The sequence below is a fragment of the Mesorhizobium sp. P170090 genome, assembly GCF_057786115.1.
In genome coordinates this window covers 5,941,934-5,955,269 of the sequence record NZ_JBYNWH010000001.1, presented here as the reverse complement: position 1 = coordinate 5,955,269, position 13,336 = coordinate 5,941,934, and the positions used below count along the sequence as shown (strand labels likewise).

Here is a 13,336-nt window from a genome sequence, read left to right as displayed (position 1 = left end):
GGGCCCTCGCTCATGACAGGGCCTCCGACAAGGCGGCCGACCATTCGGCAATGCGGGTTTCGAACACCGCCTCGTCAATGGCGACGGTAAGGTCGAAGCCGGGCGCCTCGACGAAATCGAGATTGGCCGCGCGTGGGCCGAGCGAAGCCTTCAGCGTCTCGAACAATGACAGCGGTCCGCGCACGGCGATGCGCACCGCCTCGCTGTCGCCGACGGCTTCGCGGATCGTGCCGGCAAGGGCTTCCAGCGAACGCTTCTGCAGATCGTCGCTGACAAGGCCGCCAATGATGCGCGCAATGGTGGCGCCGACGAGGTCGCTGACCTTCGCCTCCATGATCTCGATACGGGCAGTGACGACCGCGCCGAGATCGCCGCCGAAACTTTCCAGAAAGGCCTTTGCTTCATCGGCGTTGGCTTGGCTCTGCGCCTCGAGCGCTGCCTGGTGGGCGATGGCAAGGCGGGCTTCAAGGGCGGCTTCGGCATCGATGACCGCTTCGGCGATCAGCGCGCCGATGTCGGCCTGCGGCGCCGACGTCTCCGGCCTTGGCTCGGCCATGGCCGCGAGCGAGGGCTGGCCGGCACGCTGGCTGCGTGCGCCGAAATCCGGCAAAAGGTCGAAAAGCGCTGCCGAGGCCATGGTCTATACCGCTGCTTCCTGGGCCGCCCATTTGCGCAGGATCTGCGCGGTGCGCTCCTCATTGATGTCGACCATGCGGGCAAGCCGCTCCTGCGGCGCCGGCCTGATCTTCTGGCGAAGATCATCGAGTGGAGTCGGGCCGGGGCGGCTGCCGGGCAAGGCAGCCGGCGCCGGTTCGGCCCTGGCGGCTTCGGGTGTCGGCAGTGAACGCTGGACGTCGTCGAAGCTCGGACCGGCAAGTGCCGGCGTCGGCCGCGCGCTCAGCGCGGTGGCCATCGGCCTCAGGCCGAAGAAGGCGACCAGGAACACCACGACGATGAACGCGCCGGCATTGATCATCGTACCGGCATGGGTTCCGATCGACGCCATTATGCCCGGCTGCTCAACCGCCTCGCCGTCGAGCCCGTCGATGAACTCGACCGCCGAGACATCGATGATATCGCCGCGCTTGTCGTCGAAGCCGGTGGCCGAAGCCACCATCTTCTGGATGTCGGCAACGCGCTTGGCGATCTGCTCGGGCGTTGCGTCCTTGCCGAGGATGGTCATCAGCCGCTGCTGGTTGACGACGACGGCGATCGACATCTTGGTAACGGAATAGCCGTTCGATACTGTAGCGATCTTCTTGGAGTTGATCTCGTAATTGGTGATCTCCTCCTTGCGGTCGTTCGCCGATGACGTCTGCGGACCGTCGGTGCTGGTCGCCTGGGTCTCGGGCAGGTTCTGCTCGACGGTGGCCGGGGTCGAGGCCTGCCTCTGGTTGCTGTTCTCGTTGGCGCGCACCGACTGCACGGAACGCTCCACGCGCGACTCCGGATCGAAGATCGTCTCTTCGGTCTGGCGGGTGTCGGTATTGACGTTGGCTTTGACGCTGGCGCGGAAATTGTCGGGGCCGAGATAAGGCGTCAGCGCGCGGCGGATGTTGTCGCCGATCTGCGCCTCGACGGTCTGCTCGACGCCGAGCGTGCGGGCAGCACTTGTGTTGGAGGGATCGTCGCCGGCGGCGAGAAGATTGCCGTTGGAATCGAGCACGGTAACCTTGTCGGCCGACAGGCCCGGCACGGCGGCGGCGACGAGATGGCGGATCGACATGGCGCTCTTTTCAGCATCGATGCCGGAGTAGCGGATGACCACCGAGGCGGAGGGCTGCTGTTCGTCGCGGCGGAAATTGGCGCGCTCGGACATGACGATGTGAACGCGGGCGGCCTTGATGCCGGATATCGACTGGATGGTGCGGGCGATCTCGCCTTCCAGGGCGCGCACGCGGGTGATCTGCTGCATGAAGGAGGTCAGGCCAAGAGAACCGACATTGTCGAACAGTTCGTAGCCGGCATTGGCGCTGGTCGGCAGGCCCTTTTCGGCGAGCAGCATGCGCGCCTGCGCGGTGGTGCCGGCCGGCACCAGCACCGAGGTGCCGTCGGAGCCGACGTCGAAGCCGATGCCGGCTTCGCCGAGCACCAGGCCGATCTGGTTCACGTCGGAGCGATCGAGCCCGACATAGAGCGTCTCATAGGCCGGGCGGTTGAGATAGACCGAGCCGATGCCGATGACGGCCATCACCAATGCGGCAATGCCGGCCAGCATGGCAAGGCGCCTGACGCCAAATGCCCTGAGATTCGAGATGATGCTCTGGATCTGTTGCGGCACGATTCAAGCGCTCCCAGCATGATATTCCGTGGGAACACTAGACCGCGAAGCTTGTGCGAAGATGATAGAGCATGTCGCCCGGAAGTGCAGCGGTTCCGGGTCAACGACATGCGTCAAAACACAGCCACAAAGCGAAAGGGCCGCGCTGTCGGCGCGGCCCTTCAATTCAAGAAGGAGAAAGCCGGGTCAGGCTTACTGCTTGAACAGCGCCAGGATCGACTGCGAGTTGCCGTTGGCGATCGACAGCGACTGGATGCCGAGCTGCTGCTGGACCTGCAGGGCCTGCAGCCGCGTCGATTCCTTGTTCATGTCGGCGTCGACCAGCGCGCCGACGCCCTTGTCGATCGAGTCCGACAGGTTCGACAGGAAGCTCTTCTGGGTATCGATGCGCGACTTGGCGGCGCCGAGATAGGCAGCGCCCGTGGACAGCTTGGCAAGCGCCGTTTCAACGGCGCCAAGTGCGGTGTCGATGGCTGCCGGAAGGACCTGGGTTGTGCTGGGATCGAAGAAGGTCGTCGCCAGCAGAGCGCCGACGATGCCGCCGGTGCCGGGAAGATCGAGGACCTGCGTGTCGGCCGCCTTGACGTCGATGGTGTCGATGGCGACGGTCGTGCCGGTGCGGTTATAGGACGCGACGATCTTCAGGTCGGAGGTCGCGGCAGCGTCGTTCTGCAGCAGGTTCGAGCCGGCATAGGAGGCGTTGGTGACCGACGACTTGATCTGGTCCTGGATAGCCTTGATCTCAGTGGCGATCTTCTGCTGGTCGTCCTTGCTGGCGCTGCGTGCAGTGACCAGCTTGGCCTTGATCAGGTCGACCTGGTCCTTGATGTCGGTGATGGCGGTGTAGGCGGTGTCGACCTTGCCGGCGCCGAGGCCAAGCGCGTCCTGAACGGCCGAAAGCGCCTTGTTGTCGGACTTCATCGTGGTGGCGATCGACCAGTAGGCGGCGTTGTCGCTGGCGGTGGCGACGCGGTAGCCGGTCGAAATGCGTGACTGGGTGGTTTCAAGCTGCTTGTTGGTGTTGTTCAGGCTCTGCAGCGCGGTCAGAGCCGAAGCGTTCGTCATGATGCTAGCCAAGATATTTACCCCTTTTCAAACACTGGCGTGTCCCGAACACGCCGGATCAACTTCATCAAGGGGGTAGGCATAAGCCCATCGACCGTATGGTCTGCCCGCCATGGAATGGTTAACCATGACTACCGGGATATGGTTAACGGCCTGTTAAACCAAGCCATTCAGGGCGCTGGCCAAGAGCAAAAATCGGCAGCCATTTAGCAAGACAATCAACAGCCGCAAAAAGAAATCGGGCCGCGCTGTTGGCGCGGCCCGACGGATGGTGTCAGTCGTAATGTCGAGAGATCAGCCGCGGAAGAGCGACAGGATCGACTGCGAGTTGCCGTTGGCGATCGACAGCGCCTGGATGCCGAGCTGCTGCTGGACCTGCAGGGCCTGCAGACGGGTCGATTCCTTGTTCATGTCGGCGTCGACCAGCGCGCCGACGCCCTTGTCGATCGAGTCCGACAGGTTCGACAGGAAGCTCTTCTGGGTGTCAATGCGCGACTTGGCGGCGCCGAGCGAGGCAGCGCCGGTGGACAGCTTGGCAAGCGCGGTTTCAACAGTGCCGAGCGCGGTGTCGATGGCGGCGGGGGTAACCGCCGTGGTGCTCGGGTCGAAGAAGGCAGCGGCGAGCAGGCCGCCGACGATGCCGCCCGTGCCGGCGACATCGAGAACCTGCGTATCGGCTGCCTTGACGTCGATGGTGTCGATGGTGACGGTCGCGCCGGTACGGTTGTAAGCCGCAACGATCTTCAGGTCGGACGCAGCGGCAGCGTCGTTCTGCAGCAGGTTCGAGCCGGCGAAGTTGGCGTTGGCGACCGAGGACTTGATCTGCGCCTGGATGGCGTTGATTTCGGTCGCGATCTTCTGCTGGTCTTCCTTCGAGGCGCTACGGGCAGTGACCAGCTTGGTCTTGATCAGGTCGACCTGGTCCTTGACGTCGTTGATGGCGGTGTAGGCGGTGTCGACCTTGCCGGCGCCGAGGCCGAGGGCGTCCTGCACGGCCGAGTTGGCCTTGTTGTCGGACTTCATCGAGGTCGCGATCGACCAGTAAGCGGCGTTGTCGGAAGCGGTGGCAACGCGGTAGCCGGTCGAGATGCGGGCCTGCGTCTGCTCGAGGGATTTGTTGGTGTTGTTCAGGCTCTGCAGCGCGGTCAGCGCCGAGGCGTTTGTCATGATACTGGACATGGCTACTCGTACCTTGATTTTTACAGGGTGTTTTTGACATACCGGCTTTTCCGGTATGACGGAGCGGCATCATGCCAATGATCGTGAGACCCGATCACCCGCCATCTGCGAGCAATATGCGGGCAAGTCCCTACCAAAGGGCTAAACGGGACGGTTAACCGGAAATATATTGCATAAAACTTTAGCAAGGCGCCAAGGGCGCGCGGACGGTCAGGTGAAGGAGCGCACCAGGCTGCCGACAAGCAGGTTCCAGCCGTCGATGAGGACGAAGAACAGGATCTTGAAGGGCAGCGAAACGACGGTCGGCGGCAGCATCATCATGCCCATGGCCATGGTGATGGTGGCGACGATCAGGTCGATGACGAGGAACGGCAGCACGATCAGGAAGCCGATCTCGAAGCCGCGGCGGATTTCGGAGATCATGAAGGCCGGCACCAGGATGCGCAGGTCGACGGTGTCCCTGGCAACGACCTGGCCGCGTTCGCGGGCGAGATCGGCGAACAGGTCGAAGTCCTTGTCGCGGACATTGTGCAGCATGAAGGTGCGGAACGGGTCCGAAATCTTTTCGAACGCCTCGGTCTGGCTGATCTGGTTGTCCATCAGCGGCTTGACGCCGGTGTTCCAGGCCTGGTCGAAGGTCGGCGCCATGACGTAGAAGGTCATGAACAGCGACAGCGAGATCAGGATCAGATTGGCCGGCGTCGACTGCAGGCCGATGCCGGCGCGCAGGATCGAGAAGGCGATGACGAAGCGGGTGAAGCTCGTCACCATGATCAACAGGCCCGGCGCCACCGACAGCACGGTGATCAGACCGAACATCTGGATGATATAGCCGACGGTGGCGCCGTCGGCCTTGCCGATGCCGCCGAGATCGAGCTGCTGGGCGGCGGCGACAGAGGTGGCGGCGACGACGATCGCGGCGGCGAGGACGAGTTTTCTCATTCGAGCAGCAATGTCCTGATCAGAACCTGTTTGGCATGGCCACCGCTGCGGATTGCGGCGCGCTCCTCGAGATCGGCTTTCAAATGCTGGTAGCCGCTGGCGCCTTCGATCTGATGCATCTTCAGGGTGCGGACCATGGCAAGCAGGTCCTGGTGAATGCTTTCGGTAAGTTCCGGCGGCTGCGGCGCATCGTAGACCACCGACGCTTCCAGCCTTATCCAGGTGTCAGCAGGCGAAGCCAGATTGGTGGTGATCGGCGCCAGCTGGACAAGCGTCGGCCCGGTGCCGGGAGCATGTTCGGCCGCCTTGCTCGGTTGCTCGGCATTGGACTGGTTCTCCGGTGCGGCGGGCACAGGCACCGGTCCCCCGACGCCCTTCAGATAGCCGCCGGACATCCAGCCCATGCCAATCGCGGCGCCCGTCACCGCCAGCAGCATCGCAAGCTGGATGACAAGCGACGGGCCCTTTTTTTGCTGAACCTGTTCGACATTTGCCACGGCGCCGTTCTCCAGTCCTAAAAGGGGAGGACTTGGTCGAGGATCTGCTGACCGTAAGCGGGCTGCTGGATTTCGCTGACGCGGCCGCGGCCGCCATAGGAGATGCGCGCCTCGGCGATGCGTTCATAAGAGATGGTGTTTTCAGCGCCGATATCGGATGGACGCACCATGCCGGCGATGGTCAGCACCCTGAGCTCGTAATTGACGCGCACTTCCTGCGAGCCGCGGATCATCAAATTGCCGTTGGGCAGGACTTCGGTGACGACGGCGGCGACGTTGAGCTCGAGGTTCTCCGAGCGCTTGATTTCGCCGTCCGCATTGGTTTCGGTGGTGGAACTCAAGCCGGCGTCGCCCTTGCCGCTGGTGGTGGCACCTTCCCATCCGAGGTTGACGTCATAGCCGAGCTTGCGACCGGCGGTGCGGCTGCGGTCGTTCTGGTTCTTGAAGTTGGCCTTGTCGTTGAGCTTGATCCTGACGGTGAGGATGTCGCCGTCGCGCAGCGCGCGTGGGTCGGTGAACAACCGGCTCTGGCGATCATCCCACAGCGAGAATTTCTTCACCGGCGCGGCTGGCGTTTCGGGATAGGAGTAGGGCGCATTGACGCTGCCGGTGATGCCGGTGCCAACCGGCGACAGCGCCGGCTCCCTGCCGATCTCCCTGGGGTCGGAGGCGCAGCCGGCAAGTGAAGCCGTGGCGACCAGGGCGAGAATATGCGACTTCATGACGGATCTACCCTTCGGGCCGCGCTGGCCATGATGCCGGTGAGTGTGGCCGCTGCCTTCTGGTCCATCTCGTTGAGAATGACGCCGGCTTTGCGCGAATCGAGTTTCATCAGGATGGCGGCGGCGAGATCGGCGTTGACCATGGCCAGGCGCTCGGCCGCGGCATCCGGTTTCATGCCGGCATAGATCTTGACGACGCCATCCTCGGCGCGGGCCAGGAAGACTTCACGCCGCTTCAGCCATTGCTCGTATTCGGCGCGCTTGTCGTCCAGCGCCTTCATGCGGAGGTCGATGCCGGCCTGCAGCTGCTTCAGCTCTTCGGCCTGCAGCGCGTAACGGCGGTCGCGGGCGGCGTCGGCGATGTTGGAGCAGAAGCGCTGGATCTCGCTTTCATCGGGCACCTTCTCGCGGACCAGCTGCTGCACTGCCGCCGGCTGTTGCCCGCCAGGCAGAACCTGCCGCACCGCTTCTTCCGCGCGGACAGTGCCGCCGGCAAGGACGGTGGCGGCGATGACGCAAGCTGCCAAGGCTGCGCTGCGTCGGTGCTGCTTTTGGGAAAAGAAATCGATCATCGGCATGGCCTATTGGAGAACCAGATCGGCCTGCAAAGCGCCGGCCGACTTGATGGCTTGCAAAATGGCAATGATGCCGTCCGGCTTGACGCCGAGACGGTTGAGGCCCGACACCAGCGTTTCGAGGTTCGGTCCGTCGAGCACATTGACGCGGGCGTCAGGCCGCGTGGCATCGATGGTGGTGAAGGGTTCCTCCGCTGTCACGCCCTTGGAGAACGGTTCCGGCTGGACGATCTTCGGCTGTTCGGTGATGCGCACGGTGAGCGTGCCGTGGCTGATCGCCACCCGCGAGATCTTGACCTCGTTGCCGATGACGATGGTGCCGGTGCGTTCGTCGATGACGACGCGTGCCGGCGTGTCGGTCTCGACCACCAAATTCTCGATCTCGGCGTAGAAGCGCGCCGCCGAAACATTCTTCGGCCGCCTGATCTGCACGGTACGTGCATCGCGCTCCGCCGCCACGCGCATGCCGAAGCGTTGCGAGGTGTAGCCGTTGATGGCGTCGGCGATGCGAACGGCAGTGGAGAAATCGGGGTTGCGCAATTGCAAGGTGAGCAGCGCCTGGTCCTCGAATTCGGCGCGCACCGTGCGCTCGACGATGGCGCCGTTGGGCACGCGGCCGGCCGTCGGCACGCCCTGCGTCAGCTTTTCGGCATCGCCCTGGGCAGTGAAGCCGGAAACGATGACCGAGCCTTGCCCGACAGCATAGATTTCGCCATCGGCCGCCTTCAGTGGCGTCATTATCAGCGTGCCGCCGGCAAGCGATGTGGCGTCGCCCATCGAGGAGACGTCGATGTCGATGCGGGCGCCCGACTGCACGTAAGGCGGCATGTTGGCGGTGACGATGACGGCGGCGACGTTCTTGGCCCGCGCGCTGCCGCCTTCGGTGGCGATGCCGAGATTTTCGAGCATGGCGCGGATCGACTGTTCGGTGAAGGGCGAATTGCGCAGGCTGTCGCCCGATCCGGCGAGGCCGATGACGAGGCCGTAGCCGACGAGCTGGTTGTCGCGCGAAGCCTGCAGCTGCGCAATGTCCTTGATGCGCGATGCGACCTGGCCGGGTGGCAGAGAGCTTGGGCCGTTGGAGACCCTGAACATGCGGTTGGTGGTGGCCGGATCATATTCGGGATCGACAAAGGCGCCGCCATTCTGGCCGGCAAGATCGCGCTTTTGCTTCGGCGTAAGACCGTCGGCCAGCGCCGGCTGCAGGCCGACAACGGTCGCGAGCAGAAGGGCAGCTCCGCGTCTCATGACGCGCTGACCCGGACGGTGCCGTCCGCCATCACCGTGCCGGAAAAGATCTTGCCGCTGTCTGTGTTGCGGACCTTGATCAAATCGCCGGCGGCACCCGGCTGCAGCGACACCGCCGTAGCCGAAATGGTGAGGTCGCCGGCGATGAAATAGACCTGCACGGCGGCGCCCTGTTCGACCAGCCAGGCGTCGCGGATGGCGGCGGCCGGGATGTAGCGGCCGGGCAGCAGCGTGCGCTTGGCGACCTTGCCCTGGAGTTCCATGGCCTGCGTGGCGACCGCATCCGGCCTGTGCTTTCCGGGGAGCAGCGTCACCGGTTTCAGCACGCCGGTGTCGATCATCTCGCCGGGATAAATGACCCGGTTGGGGATCAGAACGATCTCGCCGGTTGCCTGACTGCTCGCGACGTGGGTGCTGGTCTGCTGGTCTGCGCTCTCCTGGGCAAACGCCGGCACACCGCCGGCTACCAGCGCGAGCATCAGCGCGGTGCGGCAAAGCGCGGAGCGGGAGGCCGGAGAGAGCATCAAACCTTACCTGATGTTCTTGGACACGACGGAGGCCATGTCGTCGGCGGCCTGGATGACCTTGGAGTTCATCTCATAGGCGCGCTGCGCCGAGATCAGCTCGGTGATTTCCTTGACAGGATCGACGTTGGAGGCCTCGAGATAACCCTGCTCGACCGAGGCGAAGCCGGGATCGCCGGGCACGCCGACATTGGCCGGGCCCGAGGCCGGCGTTTCCTGGAACAGATTATCGCCGAGCGGCGCCAGGCCGGCTTCATTGGCGAAGTTGGCGAGTTGCAGCTGGCCGAGCAGCTGGAGGTCGGTCTGGCCGTCGATGCGGGCAAAGACCTGGCCGGTCTTGTTGACCACGACTTCGATGGCATCGGTCGGCACGGTGATGGCCGGGATGACATTGGCGCCGTCGACGGTCACCAGCTGGCCGGTGGCGTTGGTGTTGAAGGCGCCGGCGCGGCTGTAGAGTGTGCCGCCGTCGGCGCCCTCGATCTGGAACCAGCCTCGGCCGGTCAGCGCCATGTCGAAACTGTTGCCGGTCGAGGTCAGTTCGCCCTGGGTATGGACGTTGCGCACCGCCGTCGTCTTGACGCCAAGGCCAATCGACACGCCTTCCGGCACCAGCGATGAATTGGAGCGGTTGGGCACGCCCTGCGTGCGGTCGACCTGGTAGAGCAGGTCGGAGAATTCGGCGCGCGCGCGCTTGTAGCCGGTGGTGTTGATGTTGGCGATGTTGTTGGCGATCACTTCCAGATTGGTCTGCTGGGCATTCATGCCGGTCGCTGCGATGGCGAGTGCTTTCACGGCAAGTCTCCTCAGATGCCCATACGGCTGATTTCGAGATAGGCGGAGACGACCTTGTCGCGGATGGCGATCGTGGTCTGCAGGGCCTGCTGGGCGCTCATGACGGCGTCGACGACCTGACGGGTATCGGCGTCGCCCTTGAGCGCCTGGATCGAGACCTGCTCGGCGTTCTGCAAGGTGTTGACGGTCTTTGAAGCAGCCTGGCTCAGCGCTTCGGCGAAGGTGGCGCCGATTTCGCTGCCGGCCATCGGCGCCCTGGTGCCCTGGAACAGGTCGGTCGTGGTATCGGCGCCACCGATCTCCGGCTTGAGGGGAAGCGATCCGATACCGCCAATGCCGCTGATCATTACTGGTTCCTCATCAGGTCGATGGTCATGGAGATCAGATCACGCGCCTGCTTGATGACCTGAAGGTTGGCTTCGTAGGAGCGGTTGGCCTCGCTCATGTCGGCCATCTCGACCAGCACGTTGACATTGGGCATCTTGACGTAGCCCTTGTCGTCGGCGGCCTCGTTGCCGGGCTGGAATTCGACGGGAAAGTCGCTGGGGTCGCGGTCGATGGAGTTGACCTCAACTGTCGTGCCACCGGAGGCACGGTCGAGTTCCGAGACGAAACTGATGGTCTTGCGGCGATAGGGGTCAGCGCCCGGGGTGTTGCCGGTCGACTGCGCGTTGGCGAGATTTTCCGAGACGACGCGCAAGCGGTCCGACTGGGCGCTGAGGCCGGACGCGGCGATCTTGAGGGCTGAGGTCAAGGCGTCCATGGTCAGCTCTTCACCGCCATCATCATCATCGAATGGAAGGCCTTGACGATCGCGGTGTTGAGTTCAAACGAGCGGCGGACCTCGCCGGCCTTCATCAGTTCGTTCTCGACCACGACCGTGTTCTTCGAGGGCATGATGGCGCCGGTCGTCTCTTCTGGCTTGACCGTGAAGCCGGCATTAGTGGCGGCAGTGCCGAGGTGGCCTGCCTGGGTGGCGGTCAGCGACACTGCCGTGCGGTCGAGCACCTTCTCAAACGGCTCGACATCGCCGGCGGTGTAGCCCGGCGTGTTGACGTTGGCGATGTTGCCGGCAATGGCCGACTGGCGCACCGACAGCCATTGCGACTGCTTGGCGGCGAGATCGAAAAGATTGACGGGCTCCATGGGGATCTCCGGGCTGGTACGTACAAGACTAGGCTGCCAGTCTTGCGCGGACCTTGCGCGGCTCGGGGGTAAATCCGGTGTGCCGCTATTTGGAGAGTTCGATCACCTGGTCGGTGCTGGTGACCATGACCCACTTGCCGCCCCGTTGCTCGATCGACGAGACGACGCTGGTATCGGGCAGCTTCGAGCCGCGCTGGACGATCCACAGGCCGGCATCGTCCTCGATCATGGCGCGGCCATTGGCGACATGAACCATGCGAAATTTGGCGTCCGCCGGGAAGGGCTGCTGGTCGACGCCGGGAGGCTGGGTCTTGTCCTCGGGGTCCTGCAGCGTGCCGGTGGCGAACAGGTCGACATCGGGAACATCGTTTGCCGTCAGCGGCTGACCGCTGTTCTCCATCTGCGAGCCGCCGCTGACCCGCCCTGCATTGGTGCCGCTGCCGCCGAACTTGATCGCCTGCACGCCGAACTGGTCCTGATTGAAGAAGATATACCAGGGAAACAGCGCGCAGATCAGGCCAAGCGTGATGCCGAGCGCGGCAAAGACGATATCGCTGCGGCGGTCGGATTTCTTGTCGAGCCTGGGATATTGCGGCCTTGGCGGCTGCGGCCATTCGGTGACCGGGAACAGCCCGTCGAGAAGCGAGCCACGACTGGTCTCGATCGCTTCTTTGGGGCCGGCGCGAGGGGTCCTTGGCAATTCAGGCTTGACGACGCTGGGCAAGGCAGGCTCGGCCAAGCGAGGCACAGTGGACTCGACTACGCTGGCTACCCTGGGCAAGAATGGCCTGGCGGCCCTGGCCAGAATGGCCTCAGCCTTGGCGGCCTTGTCGAGATCGGCCTTTGCCCTGACAGCTCTCGCTTCGTTGGCCCGGGCTTCCTCGGCGGCACTGGCCTCTGCGATCATCTCGCGCAAAAGCCGCTCGGTGTACTGAAGCTCAGTCTCCTGCATCGACACTTTGCTTGCCTTTCAGATGACGGGCGAGGTCGGAGAATGCGTCGCTCGAGGCGCGATCCCTGGGCGACTGCGTCAGCGCCTCGTAGATCAGCGGCACCTGGCGCACGGCAATATCGAGCTCGGCATCGGCGCCGCCCTGATAGGCGCCGAGCAGGCGGATGTCGCGCGTGTCCTCGAAGCGCGAGATCATCGACTTCAGCCTGGTCACCAGCATGCGTTGCTCGGGGCTCCATGCCTTGTCGGCGAGGCGCGAGATCGACGACAGCGGATTGACCGGGGGGTAGCGGCCCTGTTCGGCAATGGCGCGGTCGAGCACGACATGGCCGTCGAGAATGCCGCGTACCGAATCGGCGACCGGGTCGTTGTGGTCGTCGCCGTCGACCAGCACCGAGATGATGGCAGTGATTGATCCCTGTCCTTTGATACCGGGGCCTTCAGCGCCCGGGCCAGCGCGTTCGAGCAGCTTGGGCAGGTCGGTGAAAACCGAAGCGGGATAGCCGCGGGCGACCGGCGGCTCGCCGGTGCCGGTCGCTACCTCGCGCAGCGCATGGGCAAAGCGGGTAATCGAATCCAGCACCAGCAGCACGCGATGGCCCTGGTCGCGAAAATGTTCGGCAACGCGCATGGCGGTATCCGGCGCGCGCCGGCGCATCATGGCGCTCTCGTCGCTGGTAGCGACGACGGCGACCGTCTTGGCCATGCTCTCTGCGCCGATCGTGTCTTCGAGGAATTCGCGTACCTCGCGGCCGCGCTCGCCGATCAGCGCCACGACCACGGTGTCGAAGGCGTCGGCGCCGGCCAGCATGGCGAGCAGCGTCGACTTGCCGACGCCGGAACCGGCAAAGACGCCGAGGCGCTGGCCGAGGCAGAGCGGCGTGAAGATGTCGATGACCTTGACCCCGGTCGTGAAGGCGGTGCCGACGCGCTGCCGCGCCATGGCGCCGGGCGTTGTGCCGTCGCCGCTCGCAGCCTCGCCGATCCTGATCAGCGGCGGGCCGCCGTCGATGACGCGGGTCAGCGCGTCGATGGCGCGCCCACGCCACGAAGCATGCGGCGTTACCGTCAGCGGGCCGCGGCGAAACACGGCGTCGCCGATGCCGGCGTCGGCGCTGCGTTCGAAAGGGGCGATGACGACTTCGTCGCGGCCGATCCTGACGATCTCGCCGCGGCGCGTGCCGGCATTGCCGCGCTGTTCGACGAGGTCGCCAAGCCTGGCGACTTCAGACAGGCCGCGCACCTTGTAATGCGTTGGCGAAACCTCCGAAACACGGCCGCCGCGCCGCAGCAACGTCTCGGTGTCATCGAAGCGGCGCCAGATCCGCTCCAGCGAAGCCAGCCGGTTTTCCGGTGCTGTCTCCGGTTGCCGTTCAAGCGCGCGTATCGATGATTTGCTGCTCGACATGC

The 13,336-nt window shown here is 64.4% G+C and carries 16 protein-coding genes; all 16 read right to left on the bottom strand.

Annotation, left to right across the window (positions count from 1 at the left end):
* Positions 1-10: 10 nt before the first annotated feature.
* Positions 11-637: a hypothetical protein gene (locus AC3EML_RS28725; RefSeq protein ID WP_352499083.1), complete on the bottom strand. Its 627-nt coding sequence runs from the start codon at positions 635-637 to the stop codon at positions 11-13.
* 3 nt (positions 638-640) lie between these two features.
* Entirely contained in the window at positions 641-2,281 is a 1,641-nt protein-coding gene (gene fliF, locus AC3EML_RS28720; protein ID WP_352521402.1) for a flagellar basal-body MS-ring/collar protein FliF, read from the bottom strand.
* Between the two features lie 192 nt (positions 2,282-2,473).
* Entirely contained in the window at positions 2,474-3,358 is an 885-nt protein-coding gene (locus AC3EML_RS28715; protein WP_023683302.1) for a flagellin N-terminal helical domain-containing protein, read from the bottom strand.
* 282 nt (positions 3,359-3,640) lie between these two features.
* Positions 3,641-4,525, bottom strand: a complete 885-nt coding sequence (locus tag AC3EML_RS28710) for a flagellin N-terminal helical domain-containing protein (RefSeq protein WP_023683303.1) — start codon at positions 4,523-4,525, stop codon at positions 3,641-3,643.
* A 210-nt stretch (positions 4,526-4,735) separates the two neighbouring features.
* Complete coding sequence (fliP, locus tag AC3EML_RS28705) at positions 4,736-5,467, bottom strand: flagellar type III secretion system pore protein FliP (protein WP_023686348.1); 732 nt, start codon at positions 5,465-5,467, stop codon at positions 4,736-4,738.
* Positions 5,464-5,964 carry a flagellar basal body-associated FliL family protein gene (locus tag AC3EML_RS28700; RefSeq protein WP_023673655.1) on the bottom strand — a complete coding sequence of 167 codons (501 nt, stop codon included), beginning with the start codon at positions 5,962-5,964 and terminating at the stop codon, positions 5,464-5,466. Before AC3EML_RS28700 ends, fliP begins: the two co-directional genes overlap by 4 nt.
* Before the next feature lie 17 nt (positions 5,965-5,981).
* Positions 5,982-6,686, bottom strand: a complete 705-nt coding sequence (flgH, locus tag AC3EML_RS28695; RefSeq protein ID WP_023691727.1) for a flagellar basal body L-ring protein FlgH — start codon at positions 6,684-6,686, stop codon at positions 5,982-5,984.
* Positions 6,683-7,264 (bottom strand): MotE family protein, encoded by a 582-nt coding sequence (locus AC3EML_RS28690; protein ID WP_027049841.1) that lies wholly within the window; start codon positions 7,262-7,264, stop codon positions 6,683-6,685. Before AC3EML_RS28690 ends, flgH begins: the two co-directional genes overlap by 4 nt.
* Before the next feature lie 3 nt (positions 7,265-7,267).
* Positions 7,268-8,509 (bottom strand): flagellar basal body P-ring protein FlgI, encoded by a 1,242-nt coding sequence (locus tag AC3EML_RS28685; RefSeq protein ID WP_023695751.1) that lies wholly within the window; start codon positions 8,507-8,509, stop codon positions 7,268-7,270.
* Positions 8,506-9,033 (bottom strand): flagellar basal body P-ring formation chaperone FlgA, encoded by a 528-nt coding sequence (gene flgA, locus AC3EML_RS28680; RefSeq protein ID WP_023686344.1) that lies wholly within the window; start codon positions 9,031-9,033, stop codon positions 8,506-8,508. Before flgA ends, AC3EML_RS28685 begins: the two co-directional genes overlap by 4 nt.
* 6 nt (positions 9,034-9,039) lie before the next feature.
* Positions 9,040-9,828, bottom strand: coding sequence for a flagellar basal-body rod protein FlgG (gene flgG, locus AC3EML_RS28675; RefSeq protein WP_023686343.1), 789 nt, complete (start codon positions 9,826-9,828; stop codon positions 9,040-9,042).
* A gap of 11 nt (positions 9,829-9,839) precedes the next feature.
* On the bottom strand, positions 9,840-10,175 hold the full coding sequence (gene fliE / locus AC3EML_RS28670; RefSeq protein ID WP_023701074.1) for a flagellar hook-basal body complex protein FliE: 336 nt from the start codon (positions 10,173-10,175) through the stop codon (positions 9,840-9,842).
* The gene (flgC, locus tag AC3EML_RS28665; protein WP_023686341.1) at positions 10,175-10,591 is read right to left on the bottom strand and encodes a flagellar basal body rod protein FlgC; all 417 of its coding nucleotides are present in this window, start codon (positions 10,589-10,591) and stop codon (positions 10,175-10,177) included. The genes fliE and flgC overlap by 1 nt, the downstream gene beginning before the upstream one ends.
* Before the next feature lie 2 nt (positions 10,592-10,593).
* Positions 10,594-10,974, bottom strand: a complete 381-nt coding sequence (flgB, locus tag AC3EML_RS28660; protein WP_023683310.1) for a flagellar basal body rod protein FlgB — start codon at positions 10,972-10,974, stop codon at positions 10,594-10,596.
* A gap of 85 nt (positions 10,975-11,059) precedes the next feature.
* A complete protein-coding gene (locus AC3EML_RS28655) occupies positions 11,060-11,926 on the bottom strand; it encodes a hypothetical protein (RefSeq protein ID WP_031205100.1) in 867 nt (288 codons plus the stop codon).
* The gene (gene fliI, locus AC3EML_RS28650) at positions 11,913-13,334 is read right to left on the bottom strand and encodes a flagellar protein export ATPase FliI (protein WP_352521401.1); all 1,422 of its coding nucleotides are present in this window, start codon (positions 13,332-13,334) and stop codon (positions 11,913-11,915) included. The genes AC3EML_RS28655 and fliI overlap by 14 nt, the downstream gene beginning before the upstream one ends.
* Positions 13,335-13,336: the final 2 nt, after the last annotated feature.

Excerpts from the sequence above, each read along its gene's own strand:
- flgB (WP_023683310.1), bottom strand. The coding sequence starts at position 10,974 with ATGGAGCCCGTCAATCTTTTCGATCTCGCCGCCAAGCAGTCGCAATGG.
- flgC (WP_023686341.1), bottom strand. The coding sequence starts at position 10,591 with ATGGACGCCTTGACCTCAGCCCTCAAGATCGCCGCGTCCGGCCTCAGC.
- AC3EML_RS28725 (WP_352499083.1), bottom strand. The coding sequence starts at position 637 with ATGGCCTCGGCAGCGCTTTTCGACCTTTTGCCGGATTTCGGCGCACGC.
- flgH (WP_023691727.1), bottom strand. The coding sequence starts at position 6,686 with ATGAAGTCGCATATTCTCGCCCTGGTCGCCACGGCTTCACTTGCCGGC.
- fliE (WP_023701074.1), bottom strand. The coding sequence starts at position 10,175 with ATGATCAGCGGCATTGGCGGTATCGGATCGCTTCCCCTCAAGCCGGAG.
- fliP (WP_023686348.1), bottom strand. The coding sequence starts at position 5,467 with ATGAGAAAACTCGTCCTCGCCGCCGCGATCGTCGTCGCCGCCACCTCT.
- AC3EML_RS28710 (WP_023683303.1), bottom strand. The coding sequence starts at position 4,525 with ATGTCCAGTATCATGACAAACGCCTCGGCGCTGACCGCGCTGCAGAGC.
- AC3EML_RS28690 (WP_027049841.1), bottom strand. The coding sequence starts at position 7,264 with ATGCCGATGATCGATTTCTTTTCCCAAAAGCAGCACCGACGCAGCGCA.
- AC3EML_RS28685 (WP_023695751.1), bottom strand. The coding sequence starts at position 8,509 with ATGAGACGCGGAGCTGCCCTTCTGCTCGCGACCGTTGTCGGCCTGCAG.
- fliI (WP_352521401.1), bottom strand. The coding sequence starts at position 13,334 with ATGTCGAGCAGCAAATCATCGATACGCGCGCTTGAACGGCAACCGGAG.
- flgA (WP_023686344.1), bottom strand. The coding sequence starts at position 9,033 with ATGCTCTCTCCGGCCTCCCGCTCCGCGCTTTGCCGCACCGCGCTGATG.
- AC3EML_RS28655 (WP_031205100.1), bottom strand. The coding sequence starts at position 11,926 with ATGCAGGAGACTGAGCTTCAGTACACCGAGCGGCTTTTGCGCGAGATG.